21 protein-coding genes are annotated in these 21006 nt (G+C 36.0%); 11 read left to right on the top strand and 10 right to left on the bottom strand.

Translation table 11 applies throughout. The annotated features are described in order from the left end of the window. The first annotated feature begins 43 nt into the window (after positions 1–43). The 3 genes from HN643_02705 to HN643_02695 all read left to right on the top strand — a co-directional run bounded on the left by HN643_02705 (position 44) and on the right by HN643_02695 (position 2052). Positions 44–1186: a glycosyltransferase family 4 protein gene (locus HN643_02705; GenBank protein ID MBT7500555.1), complete on the top strand. Its 1143-nt coding sequence runs from the start codon at positions 44–46 to the stop codon at positions 1184–1186. Between the two features lie 169 nt (positions 1187–1355). Beyond that, complete coding sequence (locus HN643_02700) at positions 1356–1727, top strand: hypothetical protein (protein MBT7500554.1); 372 nt, start codon at positions 1356–1358, stop codon at positions 1725–1727. A 139-nt stretch (positions 1728–1866) separates the two neighbouring features. Further along, positions 1867–2052 (top strand): hypothetical protein, encoded by a 186-nt coding sequence (locus HN643_02695; GenBank protein MBT7500553.1) that lies wholly within the window; start codon positions 1867–1869, stop codon positions 2050–2052. Positions 2053–2552: 500 nt separating this feature from the next. On the opposite strand, the gene HN643_02690 is transcribed toward HN643_02695, so the two are convergent. Further along, positions 2553–2948, bottom strand: coding sequence for a hypothetical protein (locus tag HN643_02690; protein MBT7500552.1), 396 nt, complete (start codon positions 2946–2948; stop codon positions 2553–2555). A gap of 90 nt (positions 2949–3038) precedes the next feature. Then, a complete protein-coding gene (locus HN643_02685) occupies positions 3039–3401 on the bottom strand; it encodes a hypothetical protein (GenBank protein MBT7500551.1) in 363 nt (120 codons plus the stop codon). 144 nt (positions 3402–3545) lie between these two features. Here HN643_02685 and HN643_02680 point away from each other — a divergent pair, with 144 nt between their 5' ends. Continuing rightward, a complete protein-coding gene (locus HN643_02680) occupies positions 3546–3764 on the top strand; it encodes a hypothetical protein (protein MBT7500550.1) in 219 nt (72 codons plus the stop codon). A 47-nt stretch (positions 3765–3811) separates the two neighbouring features. Here HN643_02680 and HN643_02675 read toward each other — a convergent pair whose 3' ends face one another. Both HN643_02675 and HN643_02670 read right to left on the bottom strand, forming a co-directional pair. Next, complete coding sequence (locus tag HN643_02675; protein ID MBT7500549.1) at positions 3812–4615, bottom strand: hypothetical protein; 804 nt, start codon at positions 4613–4615, stop codon at positions 3812–3814. A gap of 54 nt (positions 4616–4669) precedes the next feature. Beyond that, entirely contained in the window at positions 4670–5077 is a 408-nt protein-coding gene (locus HN643_02670; GenBank protein MBT7500548.1) for a hypothetical protein, read from the bottom strand. Between the two features lie 178 nt (positions 5078–5255). Here HN643_02670 and HN643_02665 point away from each other — a divergent pair, with 178 nt between their 5' ends. The 5 genes from HN643_02665 to HN643_02645 all read left to right on the top strand — a co-directional run bounded on the left by HN643_02665 (position 5256) and on the right by HN643_02645 (position 12689). After that, positions 5256–5987, top strand: a complete 732-nt coding sequence (locus tag HN643_02665) for a hypothetical protein (protein ID MBT7500547.1) — start codon at positions 5256–5258, stop codon at positions 5985–5987. A gap of 242 nt (positions 5988–6229) precedes the next feature. After that, on the top strand, positions 6230–6802 hold the full coding sequence (locus HN643_02660; protein ID MBT7500546.1) for a hypothetical protein: 573 nt from the start codon (positions 6230–6232) through the stop codon (positions 6800–6802). 114 nt (positions 6803–6916) lie between these two features. Beyond that, entirely contained in the window at positions 6917–8035 is a 1119-nt protein-coding gene (locus HN643_02655) for a glycosyltransferase family 4 protein (GenBank protein ID MBT7500545.1), read from the top strand. 10 nt (positions 8036–8045) lie between these two features. Then, positions 8046–10721, top strand: a complete 2676-nt coding sequence (locus HN643_02650) for a DUF4012 domain-containing protein (GenBank protein ID MBT7500544.1) — start codon at positions 8046–8048, stop codon at positions 10719–10721. A gap of 6 nt (positions 10722–10727) precedes the next feature. After that, positions 10728–12689, top strand: coding sequence for a hypothetical protein (locus HN643_02645; GenBank protein ID MBT7500543.1), 1962 nt, complete (start codon positions 10728–10730; stop codon positions 12687–12689). 302 nt (positions 12690–12991) lie between these two features. Here HN643_02645 and HN643_02640 read toward each other — a convergent pair whose 3' ends face one another. Then, entirely contained in the window at positions 12992–13168 is a 177-nt protein-coding gene (locus HN643_02640; protein MBT7500542.1) for a hypothetical protein, read from the bottom strand. 424 nt (positions 13169–13592) lie between these two features. Here HN643_02640 and HN643_02635 point away from each other — a divergent pair, with 424 nt between their 5' ends. After that, complete coding sequence (locus HN643_02635; GenBank protein MBT7500541.1) at positions 13593–13733, top strand: hypothetical protein; 141 nt, start codon at positions 13593–13595, stop codon at positions 13731–13733. Between the two features lie 93 nt (positions 13734–13826). On the opposite strand, the gene HN643_02630 is transcribed toward HN643_02635, so the two are convergent. Both HN643_02630 and HN643_02625 read right to left on the bottom strand, forming a co-directional pair. Continuing rightward, the gene (locus tag HN643_02630; GenBank protein MBT7500540.1) at positions 13827–14570 is read right to left on the bottom strand and encodes a hypothetical protein; all 744 of its coding nucleotides are present in this window, start codon (positions 14568–14570) and stop codon (positions 13827–13829) included. Between the two features lie 21 nt (positions 14571–14591). Next, positions 14592–15344 carry a hypothetical protein gene (locus HN643_02625; GenBank protein MBT7500539.1) on the bottom strand — a complete coding sequence of 251 codons (753 nt, stop codon included), beginning with the start codon at positions 15342–15344 and terminating at the stop codon, positions 14592–14594. A gap of 342 nt (positions 15345–15686) precedes the next feature. On the opposite strand from HN643_02625, the gene HN643_02620 reads away from it, so the two are divergent. Next, positions 15687–15893 (top strand): hypothetical protein, encoded by a 207-nt coding sequence (locus HN643_02620; GenBank protein ID MBT7500538.1) that lies wholly within the window; start codon positions 15687–15689, stop codon positions 15891–15893. A gap of 114 nt (positions 15894–16007) precedes the next feature. Here the strand turns inward: HN643_02620 and HN643_02615 are convergent, their stop codons facing one another. The 3 genes from HN643_02615 to HN643_02605 form a co-directional block, all read right to left on the bottom strand. After that, the gene (locus tag HN643_02615; protein ID MBT7500537.1) at positions 16008–18833 is read right to left on the bottom strand and encodes a leucine--tRNA ligase; all 2826 of its coding nucleotides are present in this window, start codon (positions 18831–18833) and stop codon (positions 16008–16010) included. A 117-nt stretch (positions 18834–18950) separates the two neighbouring features. Continuing rightward, positions 18951–19478 (bottom strand): hypothetical protein, encoded by a 528-nt coding sequence (locus HN643_02610; GenBank protein MBT7500536.1) that lies wholly within the window; start codon positions 19476–19478, stop codon positions 18951–18953. A gap of 14 nt (positions 19479–19492) precedes the next feature. After that, the gene (locus HN643_02605; GenBank protein MBT7500535.1) at positions 19493–20875 is read right to left on the bottom strand and encodes a CHAP domain-containing protein; all 1383 of its coding nucleotides are present in this window, start codon (positions 20873–20875) and stop codon (positions 19493–19495) included. Between the last annotated feature and the right edge of the window lie 131 nt (positions 20876–21006).

Genomic DNA, 21006 nt, shown 5'->3' with positions numbered 1-21006 from the left:
TTTGAAAAATTGTTTAGAGTTTATTTATTAGAATTTAGAGTTTATGAATATAGGTATCGACATCCGTTGCTTAATGGAACGCGAACTGACTGGCGTTGGCGAATACACTTTTTATCTCCTAAAACATTTATTTGAAGTAGATAGTACCAACCAGTACTATCTTTTTTATAATTCCAGACAAAAGGTTAACAAATATATTCCTAAGTTTCCCAAAGACAATGTACATTATTGTGAGTTCAAAATGTCCAACAAGGTACTCAACTTAACGTTAAAGATATTTTCTCACCCAAAACTTGATCAAATAATTATTCACAAATACAAATCTTCGAAAATCGATTTATTCTTATTTCCTAATATTTCATTTTTCAAAACAAACTGTCCCTACATTATCACCGCTCATGATCTCAGTTTTGAAATTTTTCCTGAATTTCTATCTTTCAAACGTAAACTATGGCATTGGTTTGTAAATCCTAATAAACTTTTTCAGCAAGCAGATCAAGTTATTTCTGTTTCAAAAAACACCAAGCAAGATTTAATCGACATTTACAAAATTGCTCCAAAGAAAATTCAAACTATATACTCCGGCATTTCTCAGAATTATAGAATTTTAAATCCGAAAGATCCTAAATTTAAAAAAATAAAAAATAAATACAAACTACCAGAGAAATTCATTTTGTTTCTCGGCACGATTGAGCCAAGAAAAAACCTCACTTCACTAATTAAGGCTTTTAACTTATTTCATCAGGAACATCCTGAATATAGTTTAGTAATCGCCGGTAAACCAGGTTGGCATTATAAAAAAATCATCAAACAACAGTCAAAAAATATTATCTTCACTAAATACATCAAAGATTCTGAGAAACGATATTTTTACAATTTAGCTTCTATGTTTGTGTATCCTTCATTTTATGAGGGGTTTGGATTTCCCCCAATTGAAGCAATGGCCTGTGGCTGTCCCGTCATTACCTCAAACAATTCATCCATGTCAGAAATTTGCCAACAAGCTGCCCTTTTAATTAATCCAACTGACACAAACGATCTCTACAGTGCCATGAAGCAAATGACTAATTCAAAGCTAGCCAAACAATATATAGCCGCAGGTTTACAAAAATCAAAGGATATTCACTGGTATCAAACTGCTCAAGATTATTTGCAGGAAATAAAAAAGTTCTCCGCTAAATCTTAAGCGAAGAACTTCACACACGACAAGCATGGGATCGATCAGAAGCTGCTCAAATTCTTACACCTACTTTATCACGACCAAAGCCTTTGTCAAATCAAACCTGTTGACAACTCAAATTAGTCAAGCTACCATCTAATTAACCTACTCTTGTCAATCCATTGAGGAGGGAAAGATGAAAGTATTTAAAGGTTTTGCTAAAGCTTTTGCCTTTATAATTGTTATTTTGCTATTTACTTGTTCAGGTACTGTTCAAGCAGCTGAATATTTTCCGTTAGTGAAAAAATTAGGGAAAATCGAAGCCAAAACTCGAACAGTTTATTTTCACGCCATTACTTTTCTGGTAGAAACTCAAATTGGAGATACGCTTTATTCAATTGAAGAGGAACAAATCACGAGAAAACTTTTTTTAGGTGAATATGTTCGCTGGCAAAACATTAAACAACAGAACTCCATAACTCTACCTCCGAATATTCAGCCGAATGAGATGCTTAAACAAAATCAACTTTTACTAATTTTCGGCTTTTCCAAAACCTTTAGTCAATAAGTGAAAGCTGTCATGCCTTCACTTTTTTCTTAACATGTCTCCTCCGTATCACTATTACAGCTATTGACAAAAACCTCAAAATTAATTAACAAAATATATAGCTGTTCTTTAACCCCCAACGGATCATTAGGAGGCTGCGATGAAGAGATTGCTACTTACCGTAATGTGCCTTTGTTTTCTCGCTGGCTGTACCGGCCATACTCACCCGTCCAGCGTTCCGGTTGTGAAGAAGCCACCTCCGAAAACCGGCAGCGATAAAACGCTCGAAGATTACAGAAAAGAAGGAAGTGGAATAGGTTCTGCAATCAAAGAAATGGAAAAATAGTCTGCACTCAACCCTTAGAGAACAACAGACTGCAACTCCCACCCGGGTTGCAGTTTTTTATTCAACCAGTTATACTTGACAAAACCAAATGTGTATGATATCATCTTATGTTCTTTGTTCAATTCAATTCATGGAGGATAACATGAACTTCAACACATCGAAGCACATACCCCGGTTTCATTATAGCTCAATAAAGAGCTTTAATAACCGGGAAGGTGCAAATGAGTTTGGCCAAGGAGTACTTCGGAAAGGGTAAGTTGCAAGCGGGTCCTGGAGGTTGGCGTTGCACCTGTTGCAACCCGTACGGCTGTCACCCGCGGAACATGAAACGATTGGCACGGCGACTGGTGCGACGCAACAGCAAGCAGGCTGTTCGCAAACAGGTCGACCGAGAGTTGTTCGAAATGAGCAACTAAAGTGAAAAACACAAGAGGCAATCTTAATAAGATTGCCTCTTTATTTTTTATTAAACAAAAAAAGCTCCGGAAGTGTTCCGAAGCCTATGTATGTTTTGCTACAAAGCGTTTGACAATGTCATGCCAGGGTAAATGTTCATCACCGTCTCTAAAATCTTCTTTTAAAATTTCGTTGTAAACGATTCTTCTTTGTTCTGGTGTTAATTCACCTAACTTGTCAGCCACAAAAGCCCTTTGTTGTTCAATCGATTGATCAATCAAAGTCGGCGGATAGTAAATGATCAAATTAAGACGCTCAACTGCGGGACACTCCTCTCCAACCTCTTCTTTCAATCGGTATAAACTGGCCAAAGCAAATTGTCGGCAAACAACACACACAGTCTCACCATTTACATGTAATTGCAATTGAAGGAAATCTTTACCCCGTGGAGCTATTTCTTCAATTCTTCCAATTACTGCTCGAAATTCAAGACAGTTCATTTTTCACCTCTCAGTTATCACCTCTCTTTATTATATATAATTATACTGAAATTGTCAGATAAAAAAGCTCCGCATTGCGGAGCATGATATTTATTCTGTCCTTAGTTTCGTGACCCAATCACATTCAATTTGATCAGTTTTTTCAAAAATAGTTACAAAGGTCGGCTTGGTTGAATCAATCGACTCTGGACATCTGGACCGACAAACGTCTGGCAAACTGACAAACTTGTTTTCACCATCTTCATCTACAATAATAGCTTGATCATATTTACAAAATGCTTGTACAAGCTCATGACTCCCCAGTGTCACTTCAGCCGGGGAACCTTGAGCAGAATCAGCACCTGAGTTTCCACCAATCCAATATCCAACACCAAAAATTACGGCTAAAAGAATTAATATTGGAATACCGTACATTATTCCCATACCAAAAACTAATTCTCTTCCTGTCGGCATAATGAACCTCCTCGGTTGAATGAACTATTGATTAGCTATATTAGCAAAGCAGTATAATTTTGTCAATTGAACCAATCACAAGGGTTGACACACTCGCATTATCATGCTAAATTACAATATCGACCTTTAACTGTGGAGAAATACATGGAAGATGAAAAACAACCTCACATTTTGCAACATGTTCAAACTGGCAAGTGGCTAGAACTTTGGATTGATGGCTGGTATTTGATCGAAAAACAGAAAGAAGCTACAACCTTGAATAATCTAGAGCAAACCCAGACCTCAACTCTACCTGCCTTGGAAAAATTATTCGGTCCGTTGGTGATTCATTCAGTAGAAATTTTAAGTGCCCAATGTGCATAAAAAAATACCCCACTATTTACAAATAGTGGGGCTTTTGTTACATACGTTTACTTCAGTTTCATTTTTAATGTAGGAAATTTGATTATTCGTACTTCTTTTTCCATTGATTGAAACTTTACTAAAAACAGTTCCAACTCGTGCAAATACCCAGCTCTCACATCCTGAACACAATTTCCTAAACGATTGGAATGAGTTATCGCATCCAATTGTTTCAGGAAGCTTTTAAACTGAGAAGACTCAATCATTCCCAAAAGTTTATCCAACGGCGCTTTCATGCCTTCCCGAAATTTTTTTAATTTTTGTAGATCCAGATCCAACCCAGCAAGAGACTTTTTTAATCTCTCCCTGCCCTTTTCCAAAAGATCAGAATCATCGGGTTGTCCATCAAGTATTCGCAACTGTTTTTCAATTTGCTTTTTAACATCCTTGCATTTTGTGAGTAGTTGAAAATATTGACTCTTTTGACCTAAATGTTTTTCAAAAAACTTTGAATATCGTTTCCTAAAAAATGTACCGAGCAACTCAGAGTCAGTAACTTCTTTAACAATATATTTTTTAATAAATTTCAAAAATACTACCACACTAATTAGAAAAAAATACACAAACAAAACGTAACCCCAAACTTCCCAAAATGAACACATGACCTCAGCGTGACCATCATGGAAAAGATTCGCGAGACCAACAATACTGCCGCCAAAAGCAATTATTCCCCAAATAGAGATAAACCCACAGAAGAAAAATCCTTCCCAAATCCTTCCAACTCGATTTATCCAAAAATCACCAACATCTTTCAACCCCAACCACGTACCTGACATATTCCAAGACCACTCAGCCTTTTTTAGTACTTTCATTTGCTCCTCCTTGTTAATGAATATCCACTTCTCTTAAAAACGACAAACTAAATATCAATAACCCTTCAAAGGCAGTGGGTCAAAAAACTTAACCAACAATGATATCACCTTAATAACACCCATAAGAAGCAACGACATGCCAGAATTCCATATCCAAAGAACCTCTGGACTATACGAGAATTTCCGTACAATTTGAGCCCCATTATCAATATAATATTCAAACAAATCGCCGGCATAAACCAATTGAATGACTTTTTCTCGATAATTAAAGACTTCCAGATTAATATAGCTCATCATTGCAATACCAACGACCCCTAACAGAAGAACAAATATAGTGCCCAAAACGTTTCCAACAGTTCGTAGCCAACTTGGCTCATTAAAATTTGATTCAACAGAAGAATGTATTGCCGAAGCAAAATAAACACATACCAAAATCGTACACAAAATAAATGATTGCCACATTACAATCTCCCTAGTTTTAATGAACAGAACAATATATTATATTAGTTTAAAAAGAAATCGTCAAGAATTAAGACAAGAATTTTGAATAAAAAATTAAGAGCACTAAATCAAAGGCTAATTTTAGTGAAAATTGACAAAGTTCACTATTTTATATACAATGTCTACAAGTTAGACAAATATGCAATACTTACTCGATTCTCTTACAAGTTTAGGTATACAAAAAAAGCAGGCCAAAGTGTACCTTGCCTGTCTTGAGCTAGGCTCAGCCACTGTTCAAGAACTTGCTGAAGAATCCAATGTGAAGAGAACCAGTATATACAACTTTCTTGAAGATTTGAAGAACCTTGGACTAGTTAGTGAAATAAAAAAAGGTAGCAAACTTCTCCTTGTCGCAGAAAACCCCAAAACCGTAATAAGCAAAGCTGAAAAAAGGATTGAGCAAGCACGAAACAACCTTCCTGAATTCTTAAGTATCTTCAATGCTCCCGCAAATAAACCAAAAGTTAAATTCCACCAAGGACTTGAAGGACTTAAAACAGCTTATGCTGACTACGCGGTTCAAGATGGTGAAATATTCGGATTTACTGACTATGAAAAGATGTTCGAAACCCTGCCAGCAGATTTTCTCTGGTCAGCTGGACCTGAAGCACGCAAAAAAAACAATACTCATTTTTACTGCATTGCAAAAAATGGTCCGAAGGGGAAATTAATGAAATCGAAAGACAAAGAACAACTACGCCAAACAAAACTAGTTAAAGATATTAACTTTGAAACCGAAATCAACATTTACCAAAGTAAAGTTTCGCTCATATCCTTTAAAAAACCTTATACAGCTGTTATAATTGAAGATCAAGCAATTGCTCAGACCATGAAATCAATATGGGATTTAGTTTGGAACAATTTAGAATAGTAATTAGTAATCTGTAATTAGTAATTTGGAAATGCTTAAAGATATTTTTAGAAACCTTGTATGAAGGAGGTACCCCGAATAAATTCAGGGATAATAACTGAAAATAATGTCCCGAATGAATTCAGGTATAATTGCTAAGAATGTAAAAATCGCTATAGACCGTCGCATGTACAATTCAGAACAATTTGGGATTATCCTAAACAATTACCCCCAAATTCATTTGGGCCTACCAAATAATTAATATGCTCAAATACCAATTCTACCCCGAACGCAAATATTTCATCACCTATTCACTCACTGATCAGATTATTGTAAAATTCGACGACCCTTTGAAAGAAATTATTTTAAACCAATTTAATAAAGCAGCTAAAAATAATAATGTTAATATTGAATATTTCGCCATACTAAATAACCATTTACATTTAATTATTGACTGTGAAGAACAAAAACAACGTAAAAAATTCCTTAAAGATCTAGCGGGAGCATCAGCACGATTAATTAACATTCAAACTAACAGAGAAGGACAACTTTGGAAAAAATATTACGCTTGGGCAATATTTGATGAACTTGCTTATGCTAACATTTCAGCATATATCCTAGGAAACCCTCTCCGCCATGGTATTATCCACTCATTTAATGAATTGAAAAAATATAAATATTGTAATTTTCAGGAACTGTGTAAAGAATTTGACCAAGAAGAACTGGAACTAAGAATAATGTCTATTTTGAAAATAAAAAAACATGAAGATGAAAACATGTTTCTTGAAACTTTGTGTAAAGGAGGTACCCTGAATGAATTCAGGGATAATAACTGAGGATATGAAAATCGCCAAAGGAGCTACCCCGAATAAATTCAGGAACAATAACTAAAAATATGAAAATAGCCAAAGGAGCTACCCCGAATGAATTCAGGAACAATAACTAAGAATATGATAATAGCAATCGACGCGCGCATGTATGGCGCCTCACAATTCAGTGGAATCGGAACTTACATTCAGAAATTAACTGATGAACTTTTCATGTTGGATAAAACTAATGAATATATCTTGTTCTTGCGTGAACCTGAGTTTTCGAGATTCAATCCACCGAACGAACGGGTTACAAAAGTGCTAACCAAAGTTCAACATTACACTTTGACAGAACAAACAAGTTTCATTTTGGAATTAATGAAGCATAAATTTGACCTAATCCACTACCCCCACTTCAATTCACCAATTTTATATCGCAAAAAATCAATTTGCACCATTCATGACATAACTCCCTTTTACTATCCTGGCCACAAAGCAAAATCCGGATTCAGACAGTGGGCCTATCGCACGGTCTTTAAGTCAACAATGCACAAATCACGTAAAATTATTGCAGTTTCCAATAGCACCAAGCGTGATATAGTTAGACATTTCAATATTAATTCCGAAAAAATTGAAGTTATCCATCATGGTGTGGACGAACGTTTTAAAATTATTGAAAATAGTGGTATAATTAGTACAGTTAAAGAAAAATTCGGTATCACGAAACCGTATATATTTTTCGTTAGTGTCTGGCGTTCCCACAAGAACATTGAAGGATTAATCCAAGCTTTTAATTTACTAAAGAAAAAGCATAATTTGGATATCCAATTAGTACTTGGTGGTCGAGAGGATTTACATTATACAAAGGTTCAGGACGAAATTAATAGATCCCCTTTTAAGCACGACATTATTGCCACAGGCTTTATTGAAGATGATGAATTACCGGCGATTTACAATGGAGCTTCCGCCTTTGTTGTTCCATCCTTTATTGAAGGCTTTGGTTTAATCGGAATAGAAGCTCAAAACTGTGGCTGTCCCGTTGTCTCAACCAACACCTCATCCATGCCGGAAACACTTGGAGAGTCTGCCCTATTCTTTGACCCAAAAAATATTGAGGAAATGGCCAAACAAATTAATCTGGTCTTAACTGATAAAAAAACAAACCAAGAATTAATTGATAAGGCAAAATATAATGTTGAAAGATTTCACTGGAGAAAATGCGCTGAACAAACTTTACAAATATATAAAAATTTAAAATAAATACTATAATATGGCGCGTAAAGCAACTGCAAAACAAAAAAAGAAAACCGTCTCCACCAAAACTTCGACGGTCAAGAAACCCAAAAAACCGTTACGCAAAAAAGCAAAAGCGAAAGCAAACAAACCAAAAGCCAAGCCTGTAAAAAAAGCTTCCGCCAAGAGAGTAAAAAAAGTTTCTCAAAAAGAAACTTTGACTTTGGGTTTACTTCAACATGAAATTGACGAAATTCTTGATAATCAAAACCTAAAAAATGCTGAGAAAACAATTGAACAAAATCTCGTCAAGGCATTAGCTAAACTTTTACCAGAGAAAGAAGCAATTTCAGCCAACAAAAAAGATCCCTCTCAAATTACAGTTAATAGTACCACAACCAAGCAGGTACACTCACCTTTTGTTTTGGACTTATCGGCAATGATAGAGAAAAAGCGAGAAAAAGAAGCAAAAAAACGTACTGTTTTATCTAGATTTCATAGCGTTACCAAGAAGCACAGGGAAAAACCAACGCAAACCCTTAAAGTTACAACTAAAACAAAAAAACAAACTGTGGTTATAACAGAAAAACTTGAATCCAAAGAAAAAGTTGTTATTGCTCAGCACGAAGACCCAATTCAAGTAACAGCACCTTCTCACAAAAACAAAAAGCATAAATCAAAATCTTGGCAAAAACAATTCACAATAAAACCTTGGCACTATAATTTCAATTTACCTTTATTTTGGTACCGTCCACTGGCCGCCTATATTGCTATATGTATAATTATTATTTTACCAATCAAAGTTTTTGGTCAATATAATGAAATCAGAAAATCACAAGAGCAAATTGTAAATTATGCAACCACAGCTTATGAAGACTTAAAAGTGGCAAGCACTCAATTAGCTAACGACAACCCGCAAATGGCACAAACCAGTTTTTCAACAGCAAATCAAAACTTTGTAGAAGCTGGAGAAAAACTAAATAGCATGAGCACCTCGTTAAAGACAATTCTTAACCTCATTCCAATCAACAGCCCTAACCTAGCAGATGCAGAACATTTACTTGACGCTGGTGAGCAGGTTTCTGGCTTGGGCCAATCAATAACCAATCTTTTCACTAATTTCAAAAGCCAAACCGGTGGATATTTAACAGATCATATCAGCACATTACAAACTGAACTAAGCTCAATTTCACCAAAACTTGACCGCCTAAATTATGATCTTCAACAAATCAGACCCGAAGCAGTACCAGATGATAAAAAAGAAATATATGGAACCATCCAAGAATATCTAGGTCTTTTGAATAGTGACATACAAGAATTCCACACCTTTACTGGCACACTTAATTCTATTCTCGGGCAAAAACACAAAAAACGCTACTTATTCGTCTTTCAAAACAATAATGAACTTCGACCAACTGGCGGCTTCATGGGAAGTATGGCTTTAGTTGATGTTGATCGCGGTCAAATTACCAATATTGAAATCCCTGGCGGGGGAACCTATGACGTACAAGGTCAATTACATAAAAAATTAATTTCACCTTATCAATTACACGTGGTTAATCCTCTTTGGCAACTGCAAGACTCCAACTGGTTTGCTGATTTTCCTACTTCTGCTGAAAAAATTATGTGGTTCTATGAACACTCTGGTGGGCCAACAGTTGACGGCGTGGTTGCTATTAATGTTTCATTCTTACCTGAACTGATGAAAGTTTCAGGGCCTATTTATTTACCTGAATATAATAAAACTTTTAATAATGACAACATAGTACTAGAATTGCAAAAAGCAATTGAAATTGATTATGACAATGTTCAAGAAAATCAGCCAAAAAAGATTTTATCGTACCTGGCACCAGAGCTTATTAACAGCTTATTTGACCTCCAGGGCGAACAATTAATTTCATTAGCAAAAACAATCAAAACTAATCTGGAACAAAAAGAGATTCAACTCTATTTCAAGGAAACTCAAGTTCAGGATAAATTTTCTGAATATGGTTGGACCGGTGAACTATTAGATTCTTCCAAGGATTATTTGGCTGTAATCAATACCAACATTGGTGGAGGCAAAACTGATGCTTACATTGATCAGACCTTGAACTTAACAACTGATGTTTACAACAATGGTGAGATTATTAATACTTTGGAAATTACTCGCACACATAACGGTGACTTAAATAATTTTTTCGGAAAAACCTCAAATCTAAATTATGTTAGAATTTATGTCCCTTTTGGTAGTCAACTAATTTCAGCTCAGAATTTTGAAGAAGTCCCGCCTGAAGCGTTTGAAGAACCTGAAGAACATTGGCAAACAGATGAACATCTACAAAATATACAGGGTGAGGTTTGGGTAGATCCAAACACTGGAACCTTCATAAACAATGAATTCAACAAAACTGTCTTTGGCAATTGGGAACAAGTCGATCCTGGAGAAACAAAAACTTTCATATTCAAATATCGTCTCCCAATCACGCTCAATTTAACTACCACTGAAGATCGATTTTCTTTATTTGACAGTAAATCACAATCTGGCTTTCATTCTTTATTCTGGCAAAAACAAGCGGGACAACAAAATACAACTTATAACTTGAAGTTCAATTTACCTTATGCAATAAACTCTGGCTGGACATACCCACCGGAACTAAAAAACGACAAAAATAGCTTTGTGATTGAATCTCAATCTAGAGCTGATGAAATGTTTGCTTTTATCTTGGATTAAACCATTATGAGTAAAAATAAAAAAAACAAAAATAAAACTTTAGTTTTTAAAAGAAAAAAGATCGAATATCCAGAAGAAAATCCCATTAAAGAATTAATTGAGCTATATGAAGAACAGGATATTGATGACCAACATCAAGGACTCGACTCAGTCAGTGACTCAGAGCAGGATTTAAGTCTAAGGACTTTAATTAATAAAGATCGCAAAAAAAGAAAAAAAAGATTTATTATCTTTTCTTTAATTGTATTACTATTACTAGCGGGCTCAGCTTTAGCCGGCTTTTTGTATTTTTCCTCCAACAAAACCTTTGAAAAACAAAGCCTCGAGCTAACAATTGAAGGTCCTGAAAAAATAAAAATTGGAGAACAGTTTGACTTCATTATTAATTATCAAAACTTAGGAGAAGTTAGTCTTCTTGACTCCAGATTGCATGTTCAATATCCACACGGTTTACTTATTGAGAAACTAGAGCCTGAGCCAGTTAATCACGCTTGGCAGTTGGGTGAACTGGAAATTGGTGACAATGGCCAAATAACCATATCTGGCAGTATTATTGACGAGATTGAAGAAGAACAAAAGATCATTGTTAAATTGACCTTTCAACCAAGCAACTTTAATTCAGAATTCACCAAAGAAGCAACCTTCAGCTTAATAACACAAGCACCCGAACTTGAATTCATAACCAATTACCCTTCTAATATAACTCCTGGTCAAAAGATCAATTTAAAAACAAAAATTAAAAACGAAGCTAAACTTGACTTTTATAATGCCAAACTGCAAATCACCTACCCAGATAAATTCACTTTTCAATCAGCCAATCCGACTACCTACGAAGACGATAATCAATGGATTATTGCTGACTTAAATCAATCATCTCAGAGTAAGGAAATATTAGTTGAAGGTTTCTTTGATGCTGACATGAACATCCTTTCTGATAACGATCGAACAAAAACATTTTTGCTTGAGCTCCTACTACTTGGCAATGAGGAACAGTATTTCAAAGTTCACGAAGAAGAACTATCCATCAAAATTATTGACCAAGCCATCAACACCTACACTATTGTCAATGGTACAACAGAAAACAAAAACATTGAACTAGGCCAAGACTTGGACTTCACCATTATCAGTAAAAATACTGGGGAACAAGATTACAATAATTTAATTTTAACAACTACTATCAATAGTCAGCCTGTAGATCTTTTGAATTGGAATAAAATTGAAGATGACTACTATGGAAAAATAGAAAAAACTGAGACAGGCAAGCAAATCACCTGGGATAAAACTCAAATTCCAGAATTAGCTACTTTAGCTACAGGTCAGGAATTCAGTTTAGACTTTTCTCTACCTTTGAATACTTTTGCCGACCTGGACAGTATTAATTCACTTGGCAAAGCCTCACTTGATGTGTTTTCCAGCCTTGATTTGTCTGAACACTTAGGAGTTAAAACTGAACCAGTCACAAGCAGTCACGTTATTTTAACTATCAATTCTGACCTTGACTTAGGAACTAAAGCTTTGTATTACTTTGAAGACGGTACGCCGATTGGCAGTGGCCCTCTACCCTTCGAGGTTGGCAAAAAAACTACAATCAAAGTCTTCTGGGATCTATCTAACGATATTCACGAAATAGAAAACATAACCGTGAACGCTTCATTACCAGAATATGCTGAATGGCCAGATGAAAGTTACGTCAGTACTGGGGAAATTAATTACAATAGCAACACAAATAAAATTACTTGGGAAATAAATAGATTACCAGAAACCGTAAAAGAGGCACATGCCAACTTTGCAATAGTTATAACCCCAGAACTTGAAGATGCTGGCAAAATTATCAAACTCACTGGAAATACTACGTTGTCAGCAAAAGACAGTGTTTCAGAAGACACAATTATTAAGACCAAAAATATTTTAACCTCAGCGCTGGAACTGGATCAACATGCGGAAACTGACGGCATAGTTCAACAGTAAATAAACCTCAAAAATAAATGAAAAGAACGCGGATCATGAATCCGCGTTCTTTTTTTGTCACTTCTTTTTTTTCTTGCCTTTCTTTTTACCACTTTGGCGGTCCTGCAATTTCTTACAGGTACGGATCTGTTTCTCAGACCCATGCGTCCCACCACAGTGGAGACAAACGATTTTACGGGGAGTCATGCTATACCTCCTCTATTAATCAACGTGAATTAACAAATAAATTATTCGCTCAAGTTGATGAGAGTTTTCTTATAGAAAACTCTCGAAATGTATTCATCGTTTTCATGACGACCTCCTTAATAGTTGGGAATTGCTCTTTCACGTTTGCGATCATAACCCTTTTGGCCCTTTTTACCCGAATGGACCTGTCTGGGTTTTGAGCCAATCAACGTCCTAGCAATTTCTCGCATGACACGGTGAGGATCATACTCTTTCACTTTTCGAGACTTATGCCTCTTACTATGTCTGGACATATGACACCTCCTGTTTATCTGCCCAATGACAGCTCCAACATACTATTAGAGCTGCTATGGAAAAACAATTATATCTTCCAAGTCTTTAGCTATACAAGCATTATAGCCAAATACTCAACATTGGAGTATAGCAAATTATTATGATTTTGTCAATACTATCTAACAATTAATTCAAACACTCACTAAAGTTGTCTAAATTTACACATTTCACGAATGGTAATAATTGCTAACATTTGAAATATATAATATCACCTTGCCCTTGACAAACTTTTTGTTATTTGCTATACTAAACAGTTAATTATTCAACCCAAACGGGAATAGTTAACACTTTTCAAGGAGGAAAAGTATGCGGGCAAAATTTTATCCTTTTACGAGAAGCAGATTACACACTGCTGCAAATTGCTGCACACAGTTGACACCGAGAGTGAGTAACTCAAATGTTTTACACGTTCGTGAAGTAAAGATGTCTGGACTTGGTGGTGGAACTGGTTTTTCATCGATAAGTAAAACTGAAAATGGTCTTCCGAAAATAACGCGTTTTCCTACTGCGGGAGTGTTGCGCTAGTCGCCCCCCGAGGTAATAAATAATACTGACTTTCCTGTGTTTAAAAACAACACCATCAGTACAAATCTGATGGTGTTTTCATTTTTAAAAAGTTTACTCTTCTGCAACATCCCACAAAACATCATATATCGCCAAAAAACTCTTATAAAACATTTTGTCCTCCATCAACACAGCCATATTAGCAGCGCCTAGAGCCTTGCTAATATAAACCTTATTACTATATATTATCATTTCAGCTCTAAAATCAACTAACTTGTGATATTTCACAAGCAAATTTTCTGATGTTAAAATCTTATTCATGAATTGTCTTTTTTCTTCCGGGACTAATAATCTCACCGCTTGAACACGCGTTAAAATTTTCTCTAGAAAACTTGTATCTTGACTCTTTTCATCAAAATCCTCTACTAACGGTAAAATCATATCTAGCTGACTTGGGCCAAACTTATAAACATCCTGCCTCCAAGCATCCACACCTACACTTCCTTCAAAAAATCTAACTCTTGGCCGATCGCCAATCACATTATATAAAGCTTCAAAATCAGGTATAAGTTTTTTTATCTTGTCATGTTTATTCTCAATCTTTTGCTTTTGTTCATCCAGGATCGACAACAATCGGTCAGGTCGCTCAGCAATAAAAACACTTTTTTTATTTTTATCTACTGTACTGAGCAATCCTCTTTTTAACAATGTCTCCACCTGAATATAGGTAGTTGCTCGATTAACATTTGATTTCTGTGAAAGTTCCTGAATCGTGGATGTTCCTAGTTCAAGAGCAGCCAAATAAACTCTAGATTCTTTATCACTTAAACCAAATTCTTGTAACTCTTTAATTAACATACTTTTTTATTTTGTGTTTATTTAAAATTCCTCAGCAATGCCCCACAAAGCTTCAAATAACAAACCAAGGGTTTGCGAAAAAAGTTCATCGCGAATGATTAACCAATCTCCTTTGCCAGCAATATAAACATTATCATCAGATATTAGAACTTCACACAAAAATCCAAACTTTGCTTCTGTGAGAAATTTAATGAAAAATTTATCGTTTTTTAAGAGTGGTCGTAAACGGCTATCAACAATTTTATGATTCGCTATATATATAGTTTTAAAAGTCTGGACTGAATCTAAAATGTTTTGTACATGACGACGAGAGACATAATCTTTATACAATTCATAATTAAAAATATTATACATTATATTGGATCGCCGTTGAGCAATTTCTTGTCTAACAACCTTTAAATCTTCTGGGCTGTTATAGTTATAATAGCGAACTGAAGGCTTATCTTTCGCTACATTATAAAGAGATTCTAACTTGGGCATGATTTGATCTAACATCTGTCGCCTGCGCTTGATTTCATTTTCCTGCTGTTCATAAATATATTCCAATTTTTCTGGTCGTTCAGCGACATAAAAAATTTTACCATTTTTTTCGGTTGCATTCAAAAGTCCCCGACTGATTAAATTTTTAATGTGGGTGTATGCTGTTGTGCGATTAATATTAGCTTTCTGTGATATTTCTTGAACAGAAGAATAACCAAGCTGCAATGCAGCTAAATAAACATCTGCCTCCTTATCACTTAAACCAATTGCTAATAATTCCTGTGCTAGTGCCATATTTCAATTTTTAGTCGTCAAACCCCTCTACTTAAATGTTAGCAGGTTCTGACAACATTTCAAAGTAGTTATCCACAAATCCGACACTATTGTTACTGATTTATAACATTCTTTTTGTTCTAAATTTTCATACTTTATGTTAACAATGTAAATAATTTCTAAAATGTAAATCTTCTTTTTATAAAAATAATTAATTATAGATTGACAAAAACAGACAAATCTTGTCCACAAAAACTATGTTCATTAGTATTTTGATGTCATACAATATAAATAGAGAAGGTGTGTTTGTTCGGCAGTAAGGGACTGCTGAGCATATTCAATAGGCGTGAAATGGAGGTTAAAATGAAAACTCTACGCCAACCATTGCAAAGTGTTCTTATTAACGAGTTGTTAAACTTCAAGTGTCCTGAGGACGATGAAAAGGAGAAAATGGAAGCTGGTCCTGGTGGTTGCAGTTCCAGAAGTGGACCCGACGATTTAATCCTCTTTCCCGGAGCACCCAAACCAAAAATGAAAGAAAAAGTTGAAAGGTACCTTGATGCAGCTTAATTGAATTGGAATGATTGGAAGACAAGAATGAATATCTGTGTAAAGCATTCAATGAATGAAAAACAAAGCTCAGTCATGCAACATGACTGAGCTCTTTTATTATTTTCCAATATATTAAACCACTAAACTTACTAACCTGCCCTTAACATAAATGAATTTCTTTACTTCTTTGTCTTCAACGTATCGTTGCACTTGGTCATCAGCAAAAACCAATTCTTTCAATTTTTCTTCTAAAATATTAGGTTCAACCTGAAGCTTAACTCGTACTTTGCCATTTATTTGGACTGGAATTTCAACTGTCTCCTCAATAATTAACTTCTCATCATGCTTTGGCCACTCAGACAAGAAAATACTTTGCTTTTCCCCGAGCTGACTCCATAATTCTTCACACAAATGTGGTGCGAACGGACTCAATACTTGTAAAAACATTTTACGTGTCTGTTGACTACAGCCAGTTGATTGAATTTTATTTACAAAAATCATCATCTGTGAAATAGCAGTATTGAAATCCATAGTTTCAATGTCTTTGGTGACTTTTTTTATCGTTTTATGCAACAGAGTAACAATTTCTTTATTATCTCCTTTGTCCCCTTTACCTCCTAAATCGTGTGCCTTATCCAAAAACTTTTTGACTCCTCGCAACCCATTAGTATCCCAAACACTAGCCTGATCAAATGGACCCATGAACATTTCGTAAGCACGCAGGGCATCAGCGCCGTACTCTTTTATAATATCATCTGGATTGATAACATTCCCCCAGCGCTTACTCATTTTTCGGCCATCTTCGGCCATGATTAAACCTACATGCTGAAGTCGAGTAAATGGTTCATCATAACTAACTGCTCCGATATCAAATAAAAACTTATGCCAAAACCGGGAATAAATTAAATGCCGAGTAGCATGCTCTGCACCGCCGACATAAAAATCAACTGGAGACCAATATTTTTCTTTTTCTTTGTCGACTAAAGCTTTATCATTAGCTGGATCAATATAACGAAGATAATACCAATTGGAACCTGCCCACTGAGGCATGGTATTAGTTTCTCTTTTTCCTAGACCACCGCACTTCGGACATTCAACATTCACCCATTCATCAATACCTGCCAAAGGTGACTCACCTGTTCCAGTTGGTTCGTAACTCTCAACTTCCGGTAGTTTAACTGGTAAATCTTTTTCTGGAACTGCTACGGGGCCACACTTTTCACAATGAATTATTGGAATTGGCTCACCCCAATATCGCTGACGAGAAAAAACCCAGTCTTGAAGTTTATAATTTATTTTTTTGATTGCTCCAGCTTTTTTAACAATTCCCTCCATAGCTTCTAATGTAGTTTGTCCATTGAATTCCTCAGAATTAATACTTATTCCTTTACCAGAATAAACTGATTCTCCATTCGTTGATATATCAAAAAACCAGGAATGATTTTCCAAATTAATAAATGAAGACACTTTATCCTTATCAACCCACTGTCCAACATGATGCTCAACATCCTTATCTAATGGTTCAACATATTCACCATCAGTTAATTCAACATAAAAGCCTTCAATAACCGTTTCACGATTAATATCCTTGTGTTTAGCAAAAAAATTTGTAGCTATCGGTCCACCTAATTTTTTAATTGACTTAACATTTTGATAACCCGACTCTTCTCTCATTTCTCGCAAAGCTGCATCTTCGGAACTTTCGCCATCCTCAATTCCACCGACAACAAAAGAAGTCCAACCGAAATTCTTCCAATCCAAGCAAAAATATTTATCCTCTGCCCAATGTTTAACAACTACAATCACATTATTTCTCTTTTCTGTTTTTTTGTTCTTTTTTGGCAAATCATTATCCTGAGCCTTGATAAATGGCATTACAACTGGCACGATCGGAATATCGTATTTCTTTGCAAACTCAAAATCACGTTGATCATGCGCTGGAACAGCCATAATTGCACCGGTGCCATAGTTCATCAAAACATAATCAGCAATCCAAATTGGTATTTCTTCATTATTAACAGGATTTATGGCATACGCTCCACTAAAAACCCCAGATTTATCTTTTTGTAATTCTGCTCGTTCAAGATCTGATTTAGCTGAAGCTTTTTTAATATATTTTTCAACTTGTTTTTTATTTTCTTCAGTTGTGATTTCTTGAACTAACGGATGTTCAGGCGCTAACACCATAAATGTCGCCCCAAACAAAGTGTCAGCACGAGTAGTAAAAACGGTAATTTCGAATTTCGAATTTCGGATTTCAAATTTTACCTCAGCTCCCTCTGATCTACCAATCCAATGCTTCTGCATCTCTCGAATAGAATCTGGCCACTTATCTAACTTATCTAAATCATTCAATAAACGCTCAGCATAATCAGTAATTTTCAAAACCCACTGGCGCATTGGTTTCCGTTCAATCTCACTATTACAACGTTCACACCTGCCATCCTCCAAGTCTTCCATTGCTAAGCCAGTCTGACAACTTGGACACCAAATAATCGGTTCTTCAGATTCATAAGCCAAACCTTTTTCAAACATTTTCAAAAACGTCCACTGAGTCCACTTATAATAATCTTGATCTGTGGTATTAATCTCGCGACTCCAGTCATAAGTAAATCCAATTTTATTCAACTGTTCCTTGAAAACTTTAACATTTTTGGCTACTGCATCGCGTGGATGAACTTTATTTTTAATTGCATAATTTTCTGCCGGCAAACCAAAAGCGTCCCACCCCATAGGATGAAGAACATTATGGCCCTGCATCATTTTCATACGAGCAATTATATCAGTGGCAATGTAACCCTTTGGATGTCCCACATGCAAACCTGCACCTGAAGGGTAAGGGAACATATCCAAAATATAATACTTTGGTTTTTCTTTATCATCCTGAGTTTTATAAACTTCATTTTCTTGCCAAAATTTCTGCCACCTTTTTTCAATTTTTTTGTGATCGTACTTCATAAGATTACTAATATTTGTAGAATTTGTAACAACATTAATATTCTACCCTAATTTAACTAACTTTTCAAGGATAAAAAGAAGCCTCACGTGTGACGTAAGACTTCTTTGTGTTTACATTCATTCAGAAAACTTGCAGACTTTGAGTTTATCCCCCGGAAACACCGTTGGATTCGCTTTTCCCCATTCCCAGGAATTGCAAATGTAGGTGGCTCGAATATCCGAACCTTCTACCTCATCCACATGCTTCTTCACCCAGTATCCCTTCTTCACAGTAATAATCTTTATCAGCTGAGTTTGGAGATCCTCGGGTTTTTGTTCAGCCTCAATTTTGGCAACTTCCTGAATCGCCTTCATTTCAGCCTTCAACTTATCGATAGTAGCTTGCTTAAGATCAATCTCCTGATGCAATTCCATGCGATTTTTCTCGGCAACACTTTCAGCCTGATTCCTCCCAGCCTTTTGGCCTTTTTCAAAGGCAGCTCGCTTAGCAATTTGGCATGGATCTGGCTCAGATGCTTCATATGAAGAACTATCGCTATCCCAGTCACAATCACAACCATTGTAATCAGGTCCACCACCGCCCATGAGCAATAGTGACAACATAGCCAGAGCAATCATACAACAAAGTTTCTTAGTCCCTTTCATTCTTTCTCCTTGCTCTATAAGTTTACTGCATTATTCTTAGCTCTAACCCAACCAGCAACAAGTGCTGGATAAGGTTTTCCTGCTTCAATGTACCAATTATGATCAGAAACCACAACTGGCAAACAGTCATACCATCGCTTGCCAAAGTTCTGTTGCACGAAACAAACTTTATCTTTATCAACGCTAGTGATAACTGCTATGTGACCGACCTTACCATCTGAATCTGACTTATCAAATATGAGCAAATCATCTGGCTGTGGTGCGGTCAAGCTACCATTCAGATATGATTCCAACCCCTTAGCCTTCGCTTTCCAGAAATAACTGTCTGCATGACCAGTCCTTTCTAGATTGCGATGCTCGCAAGCTTTAACCAAAAACCTGTTTGCATATTCAACGCACTGCCAGGTTTGACCAAAGTTGCTTCGAGCTTGGGTTTCGTGTCCATGATAGTAGATCGGGACTTTTTTGTAAAAGCCCAAAACTTTTCCATGAAACACTTTACCGTTAAGCGGTACTTTAACCACTCCGTCATGGAGTTTAACAACATCGGGAAACTGCTCGTAGCGACCAAAATTCAGCCACCACACAGCAATTGTATCTAAGTAATATTCCAAAAACTCCGGACCATTGTTCAAATGCGAATGAACCTTTTCATAAGGTAAAGAATCATTCACCACGAACATGTCCTCACCTTTTTCTGGCAACTCAATTCCTTTGATCTGCCAAATGTAGATCAGGTCGAAATCCTTGGCCATCCTGTCATCCAGCCTTTCAATCAAGACCGGATTAAGGTGCTCTTTGCCGGGCGCGTGGAACAAGTGAAATCCCCAACGATGCTCACCAACCTTTGGTAAAAGTAGCATCAAATGTGAATTCAACGTTGCGCCTAGTTCCTTTTTTGCCAAAGTTCCCATGGCTACACTATCTCGGTACAAATACCCAAGAACGTACATACCATTAGGATCTGGTAAAATCTTACTTAACCAAAAGCCACGATCTTTTTTTTCAACAACTGAACTGCCTTCAACAGTAAAGTCATCAGATCGATCAAACACCAAAGTCAATTTGTCCTGATTGGTTTTTTGAAAAAACCAAGCTGGTACAGATTGCAACAGGTCTTCACCGACAATGAAATTCATTGCGTTGATTACTGTTGCTGCACAAAGGTGATCATCTAATCCAGACTGCGGAAGAAAGTTTGGTGGCTCTTGGTTATACCTAACCATAGCGTCCATAATTCCCTTAATCTCAGCTGGTGTCCGACGACCACTAACCTTGGAATTCCATTCATCTTGGGTTGCGCTCTTCGCCACCCAAAACAGTCCGAGTGGTAAAGAAATCGCTAGGAAAATTACTCCTAGTAGGATCAAACCAATAATCACATGGTTTCTCTGCATTATTTAGCCCCTTGCCCTAAAGTCTTTGATGTAACATCGAAGTACTTTAGGATCATTTCAAAGTTCAATTATCATAGTAATATAGCACAATGTCTCGATTATGTCAAGTATTAGGTAAAATTAAATAAAAA

The organism is Candidatus Falkowbacteria bacterium (genome assembly GCA_018674305.1).
Taxonomy (GTDB): Bacteria; Patescibacteriota; Patescibacteriia; order UBA11705; family JABHMO01; genus JABMRF01.
This window is presented reverse-complemented; position numbering and strand designations above follow the sequence as displayed.